This window comes from Yersinia similis (genome assembly GCF_001053095.1).
Classification (GTDB): domain Bacteria; phylum Pseudomonadota; class Gammaproteobacteria; order Enterobacterales; family Enterobacteriaceae; genus Yersinia; species Yersinia similis.
On record NZ_CGBP01000022.1, the window covers coordinates 43,837 to 63,835 of the forward strand.

Consider the following 19,999-nt stretch of genomic DNA (forward strand, 5'->3'; position numbering starts at 1 on the left):
TCAAGCATGATATTGCTGCTCTTGCTTATCCCAATCACCAACTTGCATCAGCTCATCAGAATTCCCACACTTTGCCTGGTTGCAGCGCCAATGACTTTGAGTGTAACTGTGATCTCGCTAGAATTAACCCCGTCACAAACGGGCTTTATTGAGACGATTTTTGCTGTGCATGTTCTATAATAGGCTTTTGTTTTCAGATCATAGGCAGTGAACTTACCATGACTCAGGATGAACTTAAAAAAGCGGTAGGCTGGGCAGCATTAGATTACGTTAAACCCGGTACTATTGTTGGTGTCGGCACTGGTTCAACCGCGGCGCATTTTATTGATGCGCTAGGTTCGATTAAACACCAGATTGAAGGTGCTGTTTCCAGTTCTGATGCTTCAACCGCCAAGCTGAAAAGCTATGGTATCCCTGTATTTGATTGCAATGACGTTGATGTATTGGATATCTATGTTGATGGCGCTGACGAAATTAACGGCCAGATGCAGATGATTAAAGGCGGTGGCGCAGCACTGACCCGAGAGAAAATTATTGCGGCTATCGCCCGGAAATTTATCTGTATTGCTGATGAATCCAAACAAGTCGGTGTGCTGGGTAAGTTCCCGCTGCCAGTCGAAGTGATCCCGATGGCCCGTTCTTATGTGGCGCGTGAGCTGATTAAGTTGGGTGGGCTGCCTGAATACCGCCAGAATGTCCTGACCGATAACGGTAACGTTATTCTGGATATCCACAACTTGAGTATTTTGGATGCTATCGCTTTAGAGAATAAAATTAATGGCATTGCCGGTGTCGTAACGGTGGGGCTATTTGCGAATCGTGGTGCTGACGTGGCCCTGATTGGTACGGCCAATGGTGTTAAAGTGATTGGATAAAATTTTTCAGGGTGTCGTTTATTTGGCTTCACCCTGATAATTTTTACCTTTAAATATCTTTTCTTAAAATCATTGTATTTGGTGATATATATCACATTTCGTCATTTCCTTTGATTAACCTGCCGCCCTCCCTCGGTTCGCTAGTTTTTTCTTCCATAAATTAACATTCACACTGACGGTTATGTTGATGGGCAGGCAATCGTTTGTATTGCTGCTTACGTAATATTTGTTATGTTGACAGGGTGCTGACCAGATTCATTCGATATCGGCAGCCGCATCTGAAGTCTGAAAATAGGGTCGGGGACATGGCAAAAGTATCACTGGAGAAAGACAGAATTAAGTTTCTGTTAGTGGAAGGGGTGCACCAGAGCGCGGTTGATAACCTGCGTGCAGCCGGATATAGCAATATTGAATACCATAAAGGTGCCTTAGACGCCGAATCACTGAAGGCATCCATTCGTGATGCTCACTTTATCGGAATTAGATCGCGCACACATCTTTCCGAAGACGTTTTTGCGGCAGCAGAAAAATTGGTTGCCGTGGGTTGTTTCTGTATTGGTACTAACCAGGTTGATTTAAAAGCGGCGACCAAACGTGGTGTGCCAGTATTCAATGCCCCATTCTCCAATACCCGTTCGGTAGCCGAAATGGTACTGGGTGAGTTGCTGCTTATGTTCCGAGGCATTCCGTCTGCTAACGCGAAAGCGCACCGTGGCGAGTGGAACAAGCTGGCGGTAGGTTCCTTTGAGGCCCGAGGTAAGAAACTGGGGATTATCGGTTATGGTCATATCGGTACTCAACTGGGTATTCTGGCTGAAAGTATCGGTATGAAAGTTTTCTTTTACGACATCGAAAATAAACTGTCGTTAGGGAATGCGCAGCAAGTCCGCCAATTGTCAGATTTGCTGAATATAAGCGATGTGGTCAGCCTGCATGTACCGGAAAACCACACTACCAAGAATATGATTGGCGCTGAGCAATTGGCACAGATGAAGCCGGGGGCGCTGTTGATTAATGCCTCTCGCGGCACCGTGGTCGATATTCCGGCCCTGTGCGATGCGCTGTCCAGTAATCACTTGTCAGGTGCGGCAATTGACGTCTTCCCTGAAGAGCCTGCGACCAATAAAGACCCGTTCAATTCACCACTGTGTGAATTTGATAATGTGTTACTGACCCCGCATATTGGTGGTTCTACTCAGGAAGCGCAGGAAAATATCGGTGATGAAGTGGCTGGTAAGTTGGCGAAGTATTCTGATAATGGCTCGACACTGTCTGCGGTGAATTTCCCCGAAGTCTCTCTGCCAGCACATGGTGATAATACCCGTCGGTTGTTGCATATTCATGAAAACCGGCCAGGCATTTTGACCAGCATTAACACCATTTTTGCTGAGCAGAATGTTAATATCGCGGCACAGTATCTACAAACCAGCGCTGATATTGGTTATGTCGTGATTGATGTTGAAACCGATGATGCAGATAATGCGGAAAAAGCATTGCAGGCGATGAAGGCCATTCCAGGGACGATCCGTGCTCGTTTATTGTACTAATACCTGAAATAATTAAACACCTGGCATCCATAGGATCTCGGGTGTTTTTTTAGAACGATTTTCTCTCACCACTGCCACACTTTTGCTGGTGTCACAATCTCTGGCAACGGCACATCCCAATATTCACTTGGCAACTGTTCGACTAACTGACAATCATGGGCCAAGCCAATAGGATAAGGGCCATTTTGCTGCCAGCGTTGCAGCGTACGGTCATAAAACCCTCCCCCCATCCCCAAACGCCGCCCATAGCGATCAAAGGCAACCAATGGGGTAATCACCACGTCGAGTTGGTGCAATGGCAAAATTTCCCGGACATCGAGTTGGGGTTCAAGGATTTTCAGGCGGTTGCGGATAAGTGTGCTTTCTGGGCGATAGCGCAGAAATAATAAATTACCGGGGCTAAACGGGTGGAGGACAGGCAAATAAACCTGTTTTTTCTGCTGCCACAGTTGCTCAATAATTGGCTGGGTATTAAGTTCGCCGTCAAAGGAGAGAAACACGGCTACCGTGTGAGCTTGCTGGATTTTGGGGTGCTCGGCAATATGCTGTGCCGCCAGATGTGCCGATTGTTGCTGTTGAACGGGTGTTAGCAGATGCCGACGCTCACGGATTTCCGCGCGGATACGTTGCCGCTCAAGGGCATATTGTGGATTTTGCGGCATACTAACTGCCTGTATTTGGATGTGTGCGATAACCCAAAGAGTGTTGATTAACGCTATTTTTGAACATCGCTACTTTTGGATATCAATACTGTTGATCATCAATACGACTCATCAACGATAGTAAAGGGATCTCCGAGGTGCCGTCGCAGGCTGTAACCCTTGAACCCTTGGTTCAAGGTGAACGCAGCGTCGCAACCTTAAGGCTTCTCGGCGGACCGAGCATGCTCACCGGTTACGGAGCACTACATTCTGTTGGTATTAAATATCGGCTCAGGGGACTGGCCCGCTGGCAAACACCTCAGAGAAATTCTTTACTCACTGTAGAATCTATCATTCAACAGTAATTTATTCAAACACAGAGATTTATTCAAACTGTGTATCTTGACGGTCAGAGATACGACCTTGTTCAAGTAATGCCTGTTCAATGGTCTGTTGTAGCATCCGTATACGTTGCTCCATATTGGAGGCATAGTCACGTGTTTTTAATCTTTCCTGAGCCAGTTCGTGACATACGTTCAATGCTGCAATAAAAACTAACTGTTCAGTATTGTTGACTCTAGTGCGAACTTTGAGATCTTGCAACCGTTGGCTAAGATCTTCTGCTGCCATGTTCAACGCATCTTGCTGTTCTGGTGGACAATTAACTCTTAATGACCGACCAAAAACTTGAATATCTACCGGTTGTGCAGACATGCTACCTTCCTGCCTAATTTTCGCGCCAGCACTGCAAAACCAGAGGCCAATTGCTCGTAGCTGCAAAGCGGGCGTCACTATATATACCTCGATACCAAGATACAACCCCTTAATATCCATCATCTTCCAAGTTGTAGGTGTGTTAGCTGCTCCCACTCACCCAAATCACTTATCTGTCGTAGACGTTACTTATCGATAAGATTATTGGGACTTTCTGGCTTGCCGCCTTCCTGCATCTTGCAATCTATAGGGTATAGGGTGCTGCGTTTTCTGGTATAGCGACTGATCTTGATGGTAGCATAACATGAACTTATCCTGCCAACGATGACCAATACGCATGTCTATAGAGAATACATTACCAACTTACCCATCACTTGCCTTGGCACTCAGCCAGCAAGCAGTAGCATTAACCCCAGCTGAGATGCATGGGTTGATTAGCGGAATGCTCTGTGGTGGCAGTAAAGACAACGGCTGGCAGACGCTGGTGCATGACTTGACCAATGAGGGTGTTGCTTTCCCACAGGCTCTCAGTCTGCCGTTACAACAATTACATGAAGCAACACAAGAAGCGCTGGAGAACGAAGGGTTTATGTTCCAGTTACTGATCCCTGAAGGGGATAACGTCACGGTATTTGACCGGGCTGACGCCTTGTCTGGCTGGGTAAATCATTTCCTGTTGGGGTTGGGGATGTTGCAGCCGAAGCTGGCACAGGTGAAAGATGAAGTGGGTGAGGCCATTGACGACTTGCGTAATATCGCCCAATTGGGATATGACGAAGATGAAGATCAAGAAGAATTGGCGCAATCATTAGAAGAAGTTGTCGAGTATGTGCGTGTTGCGGCAATTTTGTGCCATATCGAATTTACCCAGCAGAAACCTACCGCCCCTGAAATGCGTAAACCAACACTGCATTGATTTTGATCAATGAGCTAATTTTATCAATTAGCGAGTGTGGTTATGTGCGTTTCAGGTGATGCAAACCGGATATTTCAGGAGAAGGTAATGACTCAGCAAGAATACCAGAACCGCCGTCAGGCACTGTTGGCGAAGATGGCCCCTGGCAGTGCAGCCATGATTTTTGCCGCACCAGAAGCCACACGCAGTGCAGATTCTGAATATCCTTATCGGCAGAATAGCGATTTTAGCTATCTGACGGGCTTCAACGAGCCAGAAGCGGTGTTGATTCTGGTTAAAAGCGATGAGACTCATAACCACAGCGTGCTGTTCAACCGGGTACGGGATTTAACCGCTGAGATCTGGTTTGGTCGTCGGTTAGGGCAAGAGGCCGCCCCCGCGAAACTGGCGGTGGATCGCGCCTTACCTTTCGATGAAATCAACGAGCAGCTCTATTTGCTGCTTAATCGCCTGGATGTGATTTATCACGCTCAGGGGCAATATGCTTACGCAGACAACCTTGTTTTTGCTGCGCTGGAAAAATTACGTCATGGTTTTCGTAAAAATCTGCGAGCGCCAGCCACGTTAACCGATTGGCGGCCTTGGTTGCATGAAATGCGCCTGTTTAAATCAGCAGAAGAGATTGCCGTGCTGCGCCGCGCAGGTGAAATCAGCGCACTGGCCCATACCCGTGCGATGGAAAAATGCCGCCCCGGTATGTTTGAATATCAATTGGAAGGGGAAATTCTGCATGAATTTACCCGCCATGGCGCGCGTTACCCAGCGTACAACACCATTGTTGGTGGCGGTGAAAACGGCTGTATTTTGCACTACACCGAGAATGAGTGTGAACTGCGCGACGGGGATTTGGTTCTTATCGACGCCGGTTGTGAATACCGCGGCTATGCCGGTGATATCACCCGCACTTTCCCGGTAAATGGCAAATTTACCCCTGCTCAGCGGGCGGTTTATGACATCGTTCTGGCGGCTATCAATAAATCGCTGGCGTTGTTCCGCCCCGGAACCAGCATCCGTGAGGTCACGGAAGAGGTGGTGCGGATCATGGTCGTCGGTTTGGTGGAGTTGGGTATTCTGAAAGGTGATATCGAGCAGTTGATCGCTGAACAAGCACATCGGCCATTCTTTATGCACGGCCTGAGCCACTGGCTGGGGATGGATGTCCATGATGTTGGCGATTACGGTAGCAGTGATCGTGGTCGCATCCTCGAACCGGGTATGGTATTAACCGTGGAGCCGGGCTTGTACATTGCACCAGATGCCGATGTCCCGCCGCAATACCGGGGCATTGGTATTCGTATTGAAGATGACATTGTGATTACCGCCACAGGTAACGAAAATTTGACCGCAGGCGTGGTTAAAGATCCTGATGACATTGAAGCACTGATGGCCGCGAGATAACTGATGAGTGTGATAATTGTTGGTGGTGGAATGGCGGGGGTAACTCTGGCACTGGCCATTTCATCCCTTACTCAGGGGCAGGTACCCGTTGCACTGGTTGAGGCGCAGCAACCCAATGACAGACAGCATCCGGGCTTTGATGCCAGAGCGATTGCGCTGGCGCAGGGGACTTGCCAGCAGTTGGATCGCATTGGTGCCTGGTCGGTATTGGCCGATTGTGCCACGGCCATTGATCATGTTCATGTCAGTGATCGCGGCCATTCTGGCTTTGTCAATTTACGGGCTAAAGATTACGGCGTACCGGCGCTGGGTCATGTTATCGAGCTACATGATGCAGGTGAGCGGTTATTTGCCTTGCTGATGAAAGCACCGGGGGTGACGCTGCATTGTCCGGCCAAAGTGGTTGATGTGGTTCGTACCGCTGAATCCGCCAGTGTGACGCTGGATGACGGGCAACAACTGACGGCAAAATTGCTGGTGGCCGCAGACGGTTCTCACTCGGCATTAGCCCAAACCTGTGATATCCAATGGTTGCGACAGGATTATCAACAGGTTGCAGTTATTGCGAATATTACCACCTCTGAGCCACCGGATGGCCGTGCTTTTGAGCGTTTTACCCGCAATGGGCCATTAGCTTTACTACCGATGTCTCAGGGGCGCAGTTCTCTGGTTTGGTGCCATGCTAAGCATGACCAACAACAGATCGATAGCTGGGATGACGCGCGTTTTTTGGCGGAGTTACAGCAAGCTTTTGGTTGGCGGTTGGGGAAAATGCTTCAGGCAGGTAAACGTCATAGTTACCCATTACAGTTACTGACCGCCTCACGTCATATCAGCCACCGCCTGGCGTTGGTGGGGAATGCGGCACAAACCTTACATCCAATAGCCGGTCAGGGGTTTAATCTTGGCTTGCGGGATGTGATGTCACTAGCTGAAACCCTTGCAGAGGCTGCGGCCATGGGGAATGATCTCGGTGACTATACCGTTCTTAGCCACTATCAGCAGCGGCGTCAGCAGGATCAACAGGCGACTATTGGCGTTACTGATGGCTTGATCCGCTTATTTGCGAACCGCTATGGGCCGTTAATCGCAGGGCGGAATTTGGCGCTGATGGCCATGGAACAGATACCTGCAATACGTGATACTTTCGCCCGGCGCACGTTGGGCTGGGTAGAGCGCTAACTAAATAGACTCATCGGGATTAATGGGCCTCATCCTTGAGTCTCACCCTATGGGCTAGCATAAATGCTGTTCAAATCGGTTCCCGACCAATTTACTTCTTGTTTGCGCCTTCCTGCATCGAGAAATCCATAGGGTAAATAAAGTTCATATTTTCATGGGGAAATGTTCGGCATGCAATCATTTGACATAGTTATCGCCGGTGGTGGGATGGTTGGTCTGGCGCTGGCTTGTGGTTTACAAGGCAGTGGCCTGCGTATCGCCATTATCGAGCATCAGCCTGTACCGATGCCGTTAGCGACACCTCTGACCGGTGAGCTGGCACTGCGAGTCTCGGCGATCAATGCAGCAAGTGAGCGCTTACTGCAAAAAATCGGGGTGTGGGAAACGATTCAGGCACTGCGTGCTAGCCCTTACCACGGTATGGAGGTGTGGGATAAAGACAGCTTCGGCAAAATTGCCTTTCATGCGGATGAATATGGTTTTAGCCATCTTGGTCATATCATTGAAAATCAGGTAATTCAGCAAGCATTGTGGCTGCGGGCCAGCCAACTGCCAGAGGTGACGGTATTGGCACCAGCCAGCTTCAAACAAGTGGCTTGGGGCGAGACTGAAGCGTTTATTACCCTAACCGATGACCGGATGCTCAGTGCTCGGCTGGTTGTTGGGGCTGATGGCGCACACTCGTGGTTGCGTCAGCATGCAGATATTCCTCTGACCTTCTGGGATTATGCCCACCATGCTTTGGTGGCGACTATCCGTACTGCAGAGCCGCATCAGGCGACCGCGCGTCAGGTGTTCCACGGTGACGGTATTTTGGCTTTCCTCCCTTTTAGCGACCCTCATCTCAGTTCTATTGTCTGGTCATTACCGCCGGAGCGTGCCGACGAGTTAGCCGTGCTGCCCGCAGAGCAATTTAACCGTGAATTGGCGATGACGTTTGATATGCGCCTTGGGCAATGTCAGCTTGAGAGTGAGAGGCAAACGTTCCCGCTAACCGGGCGTTATGCCCGTAGTTTTGCCGCGCACCGGCTGGTGTTAGTCGGTGATGCGGCACATACCGTACATCCATTGGCTGGGCAGGGCGTCAATCTGGGCTTTATGGATGTAGCCGAATTAGTGTCTGAACTTCGGCGTTTACAGCGTCAAGGGAAGGATATTGGTCAGCATCTCTATCTGCGCCGTTATGAACGCCGCCGCAAACACAGTGCTGCAATGATGCTGGCGAGCATGCAGGGCTTCCGTGATCTGTTTGCTGGCAACAATCCGGCTAAAAAGTTATTACGTGATATTGGGTTAACGCTGGCCGATAACTTGCCGGGGGTTAAACCGCAACTGGTACGGCAGGCGATGGGGCTGAATGATTTGCCAGAATGGCTGGAGCGTTCTTAATAATACGCCGTTACGGGTATTAATGAGACACCACCAATGTATGTACAAAACAGCCCTCGCTGGAGCCTCAAACCGCGTGCTCTCTGGCGTGGGACGGCCTGGCCCAATATTACGCCATTGGGGGGTGTCAGCCGTTCGAACTATGGGCCGTTTGTGTGATGAATGTTGTGCGATAAATAAAAGTTGGCTTGGGGGGCTAAAATGCCGATATTCTGTGCACGTGTGGCCGGTGCCCGTGATTTATGGATAAGATGTTATGGATATCAATAAGCCGTATTCATTATCACTAGCGGTATCAGCCTACGATCTCTCAGTTGAAATAATCTAATTTCAGTCTATTTTTCGCATTAGTTTTTCTCACGGATAATCGAGGTTTGAAAAGTTTAATCCGACAGGATTTTGGCCATTTAGTTATATAACCTCGTCATTTTTACGAATTAATTGTTAATTGTGTGCTTCTGTACGCAGTTTTACAGTGGAAAACTCTGCACAATCCCTCTGTTTTTTTTCGCTTGAATAGAGCATGTCGCCTATTTTAACTTATGGTTCCCTGAAGAGATCGGTGCTAACGTTGAGTAAACGGTATCGTTTGCGTCGTGGTGTTCATACCTGTTTATTGTGGTTTTGAAGCAGGTATCCTGCGGCTTCAAACACGAAGTGTATATTGAGGGAAAAAGATGGCTAAGCAGACCCCGCTGTATGACCAACATGTCGCGTGCGGTGCGCGTATGGTAGATTTTCATGGTTGGATGATGCCATTGCATTATGGCTCCCAAATTGACGAACACCATCTTGTGCGGCAGGATGCAGGCATGTTTGATGTCTCCCACATGACCATCGTTGATTTGCACGGTAGCCGTACCCGTGAGTTTTTGCGCTATCTGTTGGCTAACGATGTAGCCAAACTGACCCAACCGGGCAAAGCCCTTTACACCGGGATGCTGAATGAATCCGGCGGTGTTATCGATGATTTGATTGTTTACTTCCTCAGCGAAGATTATTTCCGTTTAGTGGTTAACTCCGCTACCCGTGATAAAGACCTGGCTTGGATAATTCAGCATGCTGAACCTTATCAGGTCGAGGTCACTGTGCGTGACGATCTGGCGCTGGTTGCAGTGCAAGGCCCACAAGCCCAACAGAAAGTGGCCACGTTACTGACTACCGAACAGCAACAAGCTGTTGCAGGCATGAAGCCATTCTTTGGTATTCAAACCGGCGATTTATTTATTGCTACCACGGGTTATACCGGTGAAGCCGGGTATGAAATTGCGTTACCGAAACAGCAGGTCGTCGCGTTCTGGCAGCAACTGCTGGCCGCCGGTGTGAAGCCCGCAGGCCTTGGTGCGCGTGATACGCTGCGCTTAGAAGCAGGGATGAACTTATATGGTCAGGAAATGGATGAAAGAACGTCTCCGTTAGCCGCCAATATGGGGTGGACCGTGGCCTGGCAACCAGAAGATCGCCAGTTTATTGGCCGTACTGCGTTGGAAAGGCAGCGAGCTAAAGGGACTGAGCAACTAGTCGGTCTGATCATGACGGAAAAAGGCGTGTTACGTAATGAATTACCGGTGTATTTTTTTGATGCCGCAGGCAATCAGCATGTTGGGGTGATAACCAGCGGTTCATTTTCGCCAACCCTGGGTTTCAGTATTGCGCTAGCCCGTGTACCCGCAGGTATCGGTGAACATGCTGTGGTACAAATCCGTAACCGTGAAATGCCGGTACGGGTAACAAAACCCGGTTTTGTGCGAGCGGGCAAAGCCATCGTATTGTAAGTTTGTTTTCCATTATTCTGAATTATAAGAGCCTTCTCTTTTGGCTCTATCTCTTTTAAGGAATAGCAATGAGCAATGTACCAACAGAATTGAAATATGCCTTATCTCATGAATGGGTTCGTGCTGACGGCGATGGTGTGTATAGCGTCGGGATCACTGAACATGCGCAAGAGCTGCTGGGTGATATGGTATTCGTTGATCTGCCAGATGTGGGCAGCGATGTTTCGGCGGGTAGCGATTGTGCGGTTGCCGAATCGGTGAAGGCCGTTTCCGATATTTACGCGCCGATCAGCGGTGAAATCGTTGCAGTTAATACTGAGTTGGAAAACTCGCCAGAATTGGTTAACAGTGCGCCTTATACCGATGGTTGGTTATTCAGTATTAAAGCCGCTGATGAGTCCGAATTGGACAATCTGCTGGATGCTGATGCTTACCTCGCGGCGATTGAAGAGTAACTCAATATACCCAAAGGCATTGGCGCTACAGCCCGGTGCAAACGAACGTCCCCGATGAGCCTATCCAATATAGGTCACTGATTCAGGCGAGTGTATGTCGTTAGCGCCCTGTAGCGTCAAGTTCGAAGGGTATAAGTTGTGTCAGCCCATTTCCCGTCCCAGCGCTATTCAGGAATTTGTAGCAAATGACTCAGAATCTCAGCCAGCTTGAACATAACGATGCTTTTATTCAGCGCCATATTGGCTCCTCAGTTGAACAGCAGCAGCAGATGTTGGCCGCCGTTGGTGCCAGTTCGTTAGGTACGTTGATCCAGCAAATTGTTCCGGCAGATATCCAATTGCCTGGCCCACCACAAGTGGGTGATGCCGCCACCGAACATCAGGCGCTGGCGGAACTCAAAGGGATTGCCAGCCAGAATCAATGCTATAAATCCTATATTGGCATGGGCTACAGCCCGGTACTGACCCCGCCGGTCATCCTGCGTAATATGCTGGAAAATCCCGGCTGGTACACCGCGTATACCCCTTATCAACCCGAAGTTTCTCAAGGCCGCCTTGAGGCACTGCTGAATTTCCAGCAATTGACACAAGATTTGACTGGCTTGGATCTGGCATCAGCCTCTTTGCTGGATGAAGCTACGGCAGCGGCAGAATCCATGGCACTGGCAAAACGTGCCAGTAAGCTGAAAGACGCTAACCGTTTCTTTGTCGCAGATGATGTCCACCCACAAACGCTGGATGTGGTACTGACCCGCGCTGAGACCTTTGGTTTTGATGTTATTGTTGATAGCGCAGAAAAAGTACTGGAACTGGACGGTATCTTTGGTGTGCTGTTGCAACAAGTGGGGACCACCGGCGAGTTACATGATTACAGCGCCCTGTTGGCCGAACTGAAAAAACGTAAAATTATTACCAGTGTTGCCGCTGATATTATGGCGTTGGTACTGTTGACCGCTCCGGGTGCTCAGGGGGCGGATGTGGTATTTGGTTCCGCACAACGTTTTGGTGTACCTATGGGCTACGGCGGTCCACACGCCGCATTCTTTGCTTGCCGTGATGAGTTTAAACGTTCAATGCCAGGCCGGATTATCGGGGTGTCCCGTGATGCTGCAGGCAATACGGCGTTGCGAATGGCGATGCAAACTCGCGAACAACATATTCGCCGTGAAAAAGCCAATTCCAATATTTGTACCTCGCAGGTGTTGCTGGCCAATATTGCCAGTTTGTACGCGGTTTATCATGGCCCACAGGGCTTACAGCGTATTGCTGGTCGCATCCACCGGATGACTGACATTCTGGCTGCTGGCTTGCAGCAAGCGGGGTTGACCTTACGTTTCAAACACTGGTTCGATACCCTAACCGTTGAGGTTAAAGATAAAGCAGCGGTACTGGCCCGTGCATTAAGTTTTGGCATTAACCTGCGCACTGACATTCATGGCGCGGTAGGGATCACACTGAATGAAACCACCTCACGCGAAGATATTCAGACGCTGTTTGCCTTGTTCGTTGGCGATAACCACGGTTTGGATATCGATCAAATTGATGCCGTCGTGAGTCAGCATAGCCAATCAATTCAAGACAGTATGCTGCGCCGGGATCCGATCCTGACCCATCCGGTGTTTAATCGTTACCACAGCGAAACGGAAATGATGCGCTATATGCATCGATTAGAGCGTAAAGATTTGGCACTGAATCAGGCGATGATCCCGCTGGGTTCCTGCACCATGAAACTGAATGCCGCGGCTGAAATGATCCCAATCACCTGGCCGGAGTTCGCTGAATTGCACCCATTCTGTCCACCAGAACAGGCTGCGGGTTACCAGCAGATGATTGGTCAGCTATCGCAATGGTTAGTGCAACTGACGGGGTATGATGCTGTCTGCATGCAGCCAAACTCAGGGGCGCAAGGTGAGTATGCTGGTCTACTGGCTATCCGCCGTTACCATGAGAGCCGCAATCAGGCGAACCGTCATATCTGCCTGATCCCAAGTTCAGCCCATGGAACGAACCCGGCTTCAGCACAAATGGCGGGTATGTCGGTGGTGGTGGTCGCCTGTGATAAACAAGGCAATATTGATCTGCACGATTTACGTCAGAAAGCGGAACTCGCGGGTGATGAGCTGTCATGTATTATGGTGACTTACCCATCAACTCACGGGGTTTATGAAGAAACCATCCGTGAAGTTTGCCAGATCGTTCATCAGTTTGGTGGGCAGGTGTATCTGGATGGCGCGAACATGAACGCCCAAGTTGGGATCACCACACCGGGTTATATTGGCGCGGATGTTTCGCATCTTAATCTGCATAAAACCTTCTGTATCCCACACGGCGGCGGTGGCCCAGGTATGGGGCCTATTGGTGTGAAAGCCCATTTAGCCCCCTTTGTACCCGGTCACAGCGTGGTGCAAATTGATGGCATGACGACGCAGCAAGGGGCGGTTTCTGCCGCACCGTTTGGCAGTGCTTCTATTTTACCGATCAGTTGGATGTATATCCGCATGATGGGGGCCGATGGTCTGATGCAAGCCAGTCAGGTCGCGATCTTAAATGCCAACTATATTGCTACTCGCTTGAAAAATGCTTATCCGGTGCTCTATACCGGCCATGATGGCCGTGTGGCGCACGAATGTATTTTGGATATCCGTCCGTTGAAAGAAGCGACTGGTATCAGTGAAATGGATATCGCCAAGCGCTTGATCGACTTCGGTTTCCATGCACCGACCATGTCCTTCCCGGTTGCCGGTACGTTGATGGTTGAACCCACTGAGTCTGAAAGCAAAGTTGAGTTAGATCGCTTTATTGATGCGATGTTGGCTATCCGCGCCGAGATAGATAAAGTGGCTCAAGGCGAATGGCCATTGGAAGACAACCCGCTGGTGAATGCCCCGCATACTCAGGCTGAATTGGTTGGTGAGTGGACACATCCATACAGTCGCGAACTGGCGGTATTCCCGGTGGCGGGTGTACTGGAGAATAAATACTGGCCAACCGTAAAGCGTCTGGATGATGTTTACGGTGATCGGAATTTGTTCTGCTCATGTGTGCCAATTAGTGATTATGAGTAATCTCATCTGAGCAAAACTAAGGGCCGTGAAAGCGGCCCTGTTGTTATTTTCTAGCTTGCTATCTGCTCCATGTCGCCTTTTTTCTCCATTTTTCCTCTCTGCCTCTGGCGGTCATTAGTATCTGCTATAACTAATGACTGAGGTTATTGACAAAGTGCCTGCAACGGAGAGAACAGGCAGATCGTAAAGACGCCGTAAATACATCCATGTAGGCTCGAGCCGCGCCCTCCCTGGCGCGGACGCTTTACTCTTCTGCCTATCCTCACCGTTCAAGAGTGAGTCATCGGGGTTTGTCAGCAGTCTGATGACTACGCTTATTCTTGGTAGCGTAAAATATTAACCATAAAAATTATAGAAGTAAAAGTTATCATCAAAAAATATCCAGACTCTTCGATGATGAATTGATCTATTTCTATTGGAGGCAATGACATGATAATTACCATAAATAAGTGTAATATATTGGTTTATACTATTGGCCTAATGTTATGATTTATAAAATCAAGCGGTAATATTAAGGTTTTTTATTTTAGGTTAATATAATATTAAATGTATTTGTGGAGAGTATAATTTATGAGTGGAGTTTATTAAATTAGGTAATTTTATATCACTGTTTTGGTGCCTGATAAGATCTATTGGACGCTATTGCATTAATAGTAACATGCTGCTCATCGCATGGTATGTGGTTTATTGCATGGTATGTGGTTTATTGCATGGTATGTGGTTTATTGCATAGTATGTGGTTCATTCCAATCACTGGTGGTTGTGCTGGTATGTTTTAATTTTCACTATCAGAAGTATTCACCGGTTGATATTTTTATGGCTTTATTTTATTAGGATATGCAGCGGGTTTCCAGTCCAGTAGCGATAGCTTTACCTATTTTAGGTGATTCAATGTTGTTTGTTTTTTAACTTATTTGGCTGTTTTTTATACTCTAAAATAGATATTGGCGATTTATTTTTTAATTGAATATCCTCTGCCTATCAAATGTGTTTTATCAAGTGCTTGAAACGATTTTAAAACTAATATTCTTTGTAATAAGGTCTTTGTTCTGTTCTCTGTTGTTTCATTTAATTAAATTATTTTTAGTGTAAGCCATAATTATCGACATAAGATTTCGTTGAATATTCTGTGGCTGATAAGGCACTGGAGTAAAGACAAAAAACTCAGCGAAGTAAGTGTGAAGGTTAGGTCTTATCTACTTAAAATCATTCTGGTTATTGAACGTTAGCCAACGCATATATGGCTTGAAGTATGACGGGTGTAACCAACTCACTGACATTCCATAATGTCATGGTCTGTTTAGATAATAGAGGCATGGTGAAGTTTTATTTAATCATCCAGTATTAGTGGCTCAGAAACATAAAATAATCCATTTCCAGGCCAGCGACAGTAGTCAGTGGAAATAGTGGTGTTGGCATTGGTAACACCGCCCTTGTCGGGGCGGCAGCAACGGGGGGAATTGCAATAGGTTCCGGTACTCAGGTGATAGCCGCCGGAGCTACGGCCATCGGTTCCGCAGCGCAGGCTCAAGGGGCGCAGTCTCTGGCGTTAGGCGCGGGGGCTGTGGCGGTAGGGAATGGTGCTGCTGCCAGCGCGGACGGCAGTATTGCTATCGGTCAGGGGACTGGTGATAACGGGCTGGTTTTTTATTGTTGGGGCACGGAAACCTCTGGCTGACTATTTTAGCGTACAGGTGTACACTGAAATCACTCTCAGTTAATCTGAGTGCGCTATTTTTGTACAGTCGAATGGCCTATAACCCGTTTACCGGGCGAGATAATAATTAATATTTAGGATAATCAGTATTGAAGAATAAATCAGGGACACAACCTCTCTTTGCAACACCATCCGTACCCGCCGCACAAACGGCCACCCCAACCCCGGCTTACCCGTGGGCTGAAGAGCTTGCTAACAGCATCAGCCATGGTATCGGTGTCGTATTCGGTATTGTTGGGTTGGTATTGCTGCTGGTCCAGGCGGTGAACAGCGGTGCCGATACCAAGGCGCTCACGAGCTATAGTTTGTACGGTGGCAGTATCATTTTGTTGTTTTTGGCCTCTACGCTGTATCACGCCATTCCACATCGTAGGGCGAAGCTCTGGCTGCAAAAATTTGATCACTGCGCTATCTACATCTTGATTGCCGGGACTTATACGCCTTTCTTATTAGTAGGGCTAGATTCGCCTCTGGCCAGAGGTTTGATGGCGGTTATTTGGGGGCTGGCACTCATCGGTGTGATCTTTAAGTTGGCGTTTGCTCATCGTTTTGAAGTGTTGTCACTGGTGACCTATCTGACCATGGGGTGGTTATCGCTGATTGTCATTTATCAGCTCGCGGTCAAGCTTGAGATCGGGGGGTTGGCACTGCTGGCGATAGGGGGCTTGTTATATACGGTTGGGGTGATCTTCTATGCATCGAAACGTATCCGTTTTGGTCATGCTATCTGGCACGGTTTTGTGTTAGGCGGCAGTGTCTGCCATTTTATGGCGATCTATCTATATGTCTGACACAGACGCATATTTGACACAGCCACACATTTGATAAAACCACATATTTGATATAGGTATTAGGTTTGATACGACCATATATTTTCTAAGGCTACAGACTTGATATCTGCCGAATAATACCCCGCATAATTGCACGATGGTTTCGTTAGTGTTTATTTTACGTTAAATAAAAAGTGTTTTCTGCTGGTGGGTATCGGTTAAGCCACTGTTTTGTTTCTGAACCCACTACCGCGCCAGCCAAGTGTTTGTGTTATGTTCAGGAGTGACTCTATCGATGATTATGCGTTTATCCAAAGCGCTGATGGTGTGTGCTATTGCGCTTTTTGCCACGCTGGTTGTCTTCGGTAATATGACTGACTACAACACCAACTTCGTTTTTGTTCATCATGTCTTACAGATGGATACTATTTTCCCTGATGCTACCATTAGCTATCGTGCGATCAACTCGCCGTTGCTGCAACAACTGGGTTATATCGGCATTATCCTGCTCGAAACACTGACGGCGTTATTTTGCTGGGTTGGCGGCATAAGTTTACTGATAAATATGAAAGCACCTGCAAAAGCCTTTAACCGGAAAAAGGGTCTGGCGATTATCGGCCTGACTCTGGGGTTTCTGACCTGGCAGGTGATTTTTATGTCGATAGGGGGAGAGTGGTTTGGTATGTGGATGTCGAAGCAATGGAATGGCGTTCCTAATGCTTTCCGCTTCTTTGTTACCACCATTCTGGTACTGATTTATTTGGTACAGCCTGATGGCGAGTTAGATTAATAACCCACCCATCTATTTGATATAAAACAAAATACAGAGACCGGTTAACCGGTCTCAAAATAGTAGAACTCTTTATTATTTATCTTCGGCGAGTGAGTAGGGCAAAGGCTGAATGGCTAGCGTACCAGCACATCATCACGCACCCGTAACACGCTATCTGCGGCCAGATCATTATTCAACACAGCCTGAACCCACACGGTGCCATCATTGAGTTGAATGGCTGACAGCACGGTACCCGTACGACGCCAATTTTCACCTAGCTGCCACTCTAAATCTTCACCTGCTGCGGGTACTCGGCTGGCATTACCTGCCAACCAATACAGCCCCCGCTTATTGGCACCCCGGTACTTTGCTCTGGCGACCATTTCCTGCCCGGTATAACAGCCTTTCGTGAAGCTGATACCATTTAACGCCTGAATGTTCGTTGCCTGAGGAATAAACTGTGCACTGTTAGCAGCATCAATGATGGGGAAACCGGCCTCGATATCCAGCGCCAGCCACTGTTTACTGTCGTTAAATTGCGCCCGATCAGCCAGTTTCTCAACCAACTGCTGCGCCTGCTCTGTATCCGTCACTAACAGAAAACGTTCAGCAGGCAGCGAGAAATGTAACAGCGTACTATTATCTTGCTGCACGACAGGATGCTCCGCACAGGGCAACTCAGTAAAGATATCCGCCAGCGCGGCTTTAGCTTGGCTACCGACAACTCCAATCAGTACTGCGTCTGGCTGTGGTGCAATAACCACCTTGGAGAATACAGCGTATTTCTTCAACTCACTCAACTGGTTATCCAGCAGGCTGCGCCGCTCTATAAAGGCCAACCCCTCACCACGATAAAACAGCCGTAAGTTACTCCACATCTTCCCTTTGGCATCACAGTGCGCACAAAGTACATGTTGATCAGCAGATAGCGCATCGATATCCGCCGTGACTTGTCCTTGTAGATATTTGACCCGATCAGCACCCGTTAAGGTAACCAATGCCCAGTCATCGAGTGAGATCAGTGTTAAGGGTAGCCCGGAAGAGGCGACCGGTGGCTGTGCAGCAAACGGAGTATGATAGGCCATATGTCATCCTGGAATGAGAAACGGTGAGCTAATTGCTCAATGGTAAAATAGCCGGGTAGCTTTGCAAGCAGTAATTCCATTGATTCACCATTGCTCACCTGTATCTGAGGTACAATAGCAGCAGATTATGTGGCCGTAGGCTGTGGGCGACTAAAAAAATGCACTTGCAGTGTGTTTAGCACCTTAACCCCATATCCCTGTAGTGGTAATATTCCCGTTGGTTATATCAATGAGTTACTCTAACAGCTAACTGAATCGGGCATTTAATCTCCGCTGGGTTCAGACAATATCCTTACATTGAGGAGTCAATCAGGACATGGAAATTAATAATAAAGCCCGCATTCACTGGGCATGCCGCCGTGGTATGCGTGAACTTGATATCTCCATCATGCCGTTTTTTGAATATGAATATGATAGCTTGAGCGATAACGAGAAACAGGCATTTATCCGTTTGCTTGAGTGTGATGACCCAGATTTATTCAACTGGCTGATGAACCATGGGGAGCCGCAGGATAGCGAGCTATATCAGATGGTCAAACTGATTCAATCACGAAATAAAGCCCGTGGCCCAGTGGCGATGTAACCTGCGGGTATCCTGGCATACTCAACTCTTTTCTTTATTGGCGCACGGTGTATTGGCTATTTTAACCTTGGTCGCGCCCTGGCCCTTAGGTTATACCGCCCTATGGCTGGTATTGCTGACGCTAGTGGTGTTTGAGTGTATCCGCAGCCAGAAAAGGATTAAATCCTGTCAGGGGGAAATCAGGCTAAAACCTGGCAACCTGGTGCTATGGAAAAGGCATGAATGGAACGTGGTCAAGCAGCCGTGGATCACCCGCTATGGGGTATTATTAAATTTACAACAAACAGGCGGCCACACGGCCCGAAAGCGCCTATGGTTGTCCGCTGACAGCATGTCTGAAGATGAGTGGCGGCAGCTATGCCTGTTACTGCGGCATTCATTTGAATCTGACGATGGAACGATGTGATGAAGCCACTGATCTGGTTGGTAGAAGATGAACCGAGTATCGCTGATACGTTGATTTATACGTTGGAAAGCGAAGGGTTTACCCTCCGGTGGTTTGATCGGGGGGAGCCTGTACTTGCCGCACTTAGCAGCGCTTCTCCCGCTTTGGCGATAGTGGATGTTGGTTTGCCTGATATTAATGGCTTTGATCTATGTCGCCGGATGCTGGCGGCAGCCCCGGATCTGCCCGTGATCTTCCTGACAGCCCGTAGCGAAGAGTTGGACCGAATTGTGGGGCTGGAAATTGGTGCTGACGATTATATTGCCAAACCGTTCTCCCCCCGAGAGGTAAGTGCCAGAGTCCGTACGATATTGCGAAGATTACAAAAATCACACCAATTGTCGGTTACCTCCACATCACATCAATTCGGTCATTTTTCGCTGGATGAAGCCGGTGCCAGAGTGACCTATCATCAACAGATTTTAGGGTTAACCCGCTATGAATATCTGCTATTGAAAACCTTGTTACTGGCCCCTGAACGCATATTTTCACGTCAACAATTAATGGATATTGTCTGGGCGCAGGCGGAAGAAAGCCAAGATCGCACAGTCGATACCCACATCAAAACCTTACGATCAAAATTACGCACGGTTTACGCTGAAGACTCACCCATTCGCACACATCGTGGATTGGGCTATAGCCTGGGTTATCCGCTATGAGTTATCCGCTA

At 48.3% G+C, this 19,999-nt stretch carries 16 protein-coding genes, 1 other RNA gene and 3 pseudogenes; 15 read left to right on the forward strand and 5 right to left on the reverse strand.

The window, feature by feature from the left end; translation table 11 throughout:
- Positions 1-218 precede the first annotated feature (218 nt).
- Positions 219-875, forward strand: a complete 657-nt coding sequence (gene rpiA, locus AC971_RS15420; protein WP_025381117.1) for a ribose-5-phosphate isomerase RpiA — start codon at positions 219-221, stop codon at positions 873-875.
- Positions 876-1,180: 305 nt separating this feature from the next.
- Complete coding sequence (serA, locus tag AC971_RS15425; RefSeq protein WP_025381116.1) at positions 1,181-2,422, forward strand: phosphoglycerate dehydrogenase; 1,242 nt, start codon at positions 1,181-1,183, stop codon at positions 2,420-2,422.
- Positions 2,423-2,487: 65 nt separating this feature from the next.
- Here the strand turns inward: serA and AC971_RS15430 are convergent, their stop codons facing one another.
- The 3 genes from AC971_RS15430 to zapA all read right to left on the reverse strand — a co-directional run bounded on the left by AC971_RS15430 (position 2,488) and on the right by zapA (position 3,777).
- A complete protein-coding gene (locus tag AC971_RS15430; protein WP_025381115.1) occupies positions 2,488-3,084 on the reverse strand; it encodes a 5-formyltetrahydrofolate cyclo-ligase in 597 nt (198 codons plus the stop codon).
- A gap of 125 nt (positions 3,085-3,209) precedes the next feature.
- Positions 3,210-3,392, reverse strand: a non-coding RNA gene (ssrS, locus tag AC971_RS23240) — 6S RNA.
- Between the two features lie 55 nt (positions 3,393-3,447).
- Positions 3,448-3,777: a cell division protein ZapA gene (gene zapA, locus AC971_RS15435; protein WP_002209954.1), complete on the reverse strand. Its 330-nt coding sequence runs from the start codon at positions 3,775-3,777 to the stop codon at positions 3,448-3,450.
- A 337-nt stretch (positions 3,778-4,114) separates the two neighbouring features.
- On the opposite strand from zapA, the gene AC971_RS15440 reads away from it, so the two are divergent.
- From AC971_RS15440 to gcvP, 7 genes are all read left to right on the forward strand, one after another.
- Positions 4,115-4,693, forward strand: coding sequence for a YecA/YgfB family protein (locus AC971_RS15440; protein WP_025381114.1), 579 nt, complete (start codon positions 4,115-4,117; stop codon positions 4,691-4,693).
- Between the two features lie 87 nt (positions 4,694-4,780).
- The gene (gene pepP / locus AC971_RS15445; RefSeq protein WP_025381113.1) at positions 4,781-6,091 is read left to right on the forward strand and encodes a Xaa-Pro aminopeptidase; all 1,311 of its coding nucleotides are present in this window, start codon (positions 4,781-4,783) and stop codon (positions 6,089-6,091) included.
- A gap of 3 nt (positions 6,092-6,094) precedes the next feature.
- Positions 6,095-7,273 carry a 2-octaprenyl-6-methoxyphenyl hydroxylase gene (gene ubiH, locus AC971_RS15450; RefSeq protein ID WP_025381112.1) on the forward strand — a complete coding sequence of 393 codons (1,179 nt, stop codon included), beginning with the start codon at positions 6,095-6,097 and terminating at the stop codon, positions 7,271-7,273.
- A gap of 171 nt (positions 7,274-7,444) precedes the next feature.
- Positions 7,445-8,662, forward strand: a complete 1,218-nt coding sequence (gene ubiI / locus AC971_RS15455; protein WP_025381111.1) for an FAD-dependent 2-octaprenylphenol hydroxylase — start codon at positions 7,445-7,447, stop codon at positions 8,660-8,662.
- 677 nt (positions 8,663-9,339) lie between these two features.
- Positions 9,340-10,437 carry a glycine cleavage system aminomethyltransferase GcvT gene (gcvT, locus tag AC971_RS15460; RefSeq protein WP_025381110.1) on the forward strand — a complete coding sequence of 366 codons (1,098 nt, stop codon included), beginning with the start codon at positions 9,340-9,342 and terminating at the stop codon, positions 10,435-10,437.
- A gap of 68 nt (positions 10,438-10,505) precedes the next feature.
- A complete protein-coding gene (gene gcvH / locus AC971_RS15465) occupies positions 10,506-10,892 on the forward strand; it encodes a glycine cleavage system protein GcvH (protein ID WP_025381109.1) in 387 nt (128 codons plus the stop codon).
- A 185-nt stretch (positions 10,893-11,077) separates the two neighbouring features.
- A complete protein-coding gene (gene gcvP, locus AC971_RS15470) occupies positions 11,078-13,957 on the forward strand; it encodes an aminomethyl-transferring glycine dehydrogenase (protein ID WP_025381108.1) in 2,880 nt (959 codons plus the stop codon).
- A 136-nt stretch (positions 13,958-14,093) separates the two neighbouring features.
- Here gcvP and AC971_RS25215 read toward each other — a convergent pair.
- Positions 14,094-14,165 (reverse strand): annotated as a pseudogene (locus AC971_RS25215) (gluconate 5-dehydrogenase); the annotation flags it as partial.
- A 1,173-nt stretch (positions 14,166-15,338) separates the two neighbouring features.
- On the opposite strand from AC971_RS25215, the pseudogene AC971_RS25790 reads away from it, so the two are divergent.
- The 3 genes and pseudogenes from AC971_RS25790 to AC971_RS15485 form a co-directional block, all read left to right on the forward strand.
- Positions 15,339-15,575, forward strand: a pseudogene (locus AC971_RS25790) (autotransporter adhesin YapN); the annotation flags it as partial.
- A 188-nt stretch (positions 15,576-15,763) separates the two neighbouring features.
- Positions 15,764-16,465 carry a PAQR family membrane homeostasis protein TrhA gene (gene trhA / locus AC971_RS15480; RefSeq protein ID WP_025381106.1) on the forward strand — a complete coding sequence of 234 codons (702 nt, stop codon included), beginning with the start codon at positions 15,764-15,766 and terminating at the stop codon, positions 16,463-16,465.
- A 274-nt stretch (positions 16,466-16,739) separates the two neighbouring features.
- The gene (locus AC971_RS15485) at positions 16,740-17,234 is read left to right on the forward strand and encodes a DUF2165 family protein (protein ID WP_025381105.1); all 495 of its coding nucleotides are present in this window, start codon (positions 16,740-16,742) and stop codon (positions 17,232-17,234) included.
- A gap of 75 nt (positions 17,235-17,309) precedes the next feature.
- Here AC971_RS15485 and ygfZ read toward each other — a convergent pair.
- Positions 17,310-18,301, reverse strand: a pseudogene (gene ygfZ / locus AC971_RS15490) (tRNA-modifying protein YgfZ).
- Between the two features lie 316 nt (positions 18,302-18,617).
- On the opposite strand from ygfZ, the gene sdhE reads away from it, so the two are divergent.
- Genes sdhE through creB form a run of 3 tightly spaced genes read left to right on the forward strand, consistent with a single transcriptional unit; the run spans position 18,618 to position 19,988 of the window.
- On the forward strand, positions 18,618-18,884 hold the full coding sequence (gene sdhE / locus AC971_RS15495; RefSeq protein WP_025381104.1) for an FAD assembly factor SdhE: 267 nt from the start codon (positions 18,618-18,620) through the stop codon (positions 18,882-18,884).
- Positions 18,865-19,290 (forward strand): protein YgfX, encoded by a 426-nt coding sequence (locus AC971_RS15500; RefSeq protein WP_025381103.1) that lies wholly within the window; start codon positions 18,865-18,867, stop codon positions 19,288-19,290. Before sdhE ends, AC971_RS15500 begins: the two co-directional genes overlap by 20 nt.
- The gene (gene creB / locus AC971_RS15505; protein ID WP_025381102.1) at positions 19,290-19,988 is read left to right on the forward strand and encodes a two-component system response regulator CreB; all 699 of its coding nucleotides are present in this window, start codon (positions 19,290-19,292) and stop codon (positions 19,986-19,988) included. Before AC971_RS15500 ends, creB begins: the two co-directional genes overlap by 1 nt.
- Positions 19,989-19,999 lie beyond the last annotated feature (11 nt).

Excerpts from the sequence above, each read along its gene's own strand:
- rpiA (WP_025381117.1), top strand. The coding sequence starts at position 219 with ATGACTCAGGATGAACTTAAAAAAGCGGTAGGCTGGGCAGCATTAGAT.
- serA (WP_025381116.1), top strand. The coding sequence starts at position 1,181 with ATGGCAAAAGTATCACTGGAGAAAGACAGAATTAAGTTTCTGTTAGTG.
- AC971_RS15430 (WP_025381115.1), bottom strand. The coding sequence starts at position 3,084 with ATGCCGCAAAATCCACAATATGCCCTTGAGCGGCAACGTATCCGCGCG.
- zapA (WP_002209954.1), bottom strand. The coding sequence starts at position 3,777 with ATGTCTGCACAACCGGTAGATATTCAAGTTTTTGGTCGGTCATTAAGA.
- AC971_RS15440 (WP_025381114.1), top strand. The coding sequence starts at position 4,115 with ATGTCTATAGAGAATACATTACCAACTTACCCATCACTTGCCTTGGCA.
- pepP (WP_025381113.1), top strand. The coding sequence starts at position 4,781 with ATGACTCAGCAAGAATACCAGAACCGCCGTCAGGCACTGTTGGCGAAG.
- ubiH (WP_025381112.1), top strand. The coding sequence starts at position 6,095 with ATGAGTGTGATAATTGTTGGTGGTGGAATGGCGGGGGTAACTCTGGCA.
- ubiI (WP_025381111.1), top strand. The coding sequence starts at position 7,445 with ATGCAATCATTTGACATAGTTATCGCCGGTGGTGGGATGGTTGGTCTG.
- gcvT (WP_025381110.1), top strand. The coding sequence starts at position 9,340 with ATGGCTAAGCAGACCCCGCTGTATGACCAACATGTCGCGTGCGGTGCG.
- gcvH (WP_025381109.1), top strand. The coding sequence starts at position 10,506 with ATGAGCAATGTACCAACAGAATTGAAATATGCCTTATCTCATGAATGG.
- gcvP (WP_025381108.1), top strand. The coding sequence starts at position 11,078 with ATGACTCAGAATCTCAGCCAGCTTGAACATAACGATGCTTTTATTCAG.
- AC971_RS15485 (WP_025381105.1), top strand. The coding sequence starts at position 16,740 with ATGATTATGCGTTTATCCAAAGCGCTGATGGTGTGTGCTATTGCGCTT.
- sdhE (WP_025381104.1), top strand. The coding sequence starts at position 18,618 with ATGGAAATTAATAATAAAGCCCGCATTCACTGGGCATGCCGCCGTGGT.
- creB (WP_025381102.1), top strand. The coding sequence starts at position 19,290 with ATGAAGCCACTGATCTGGTTGGTAGAAGATGAACCGAGTATCGCTGAT.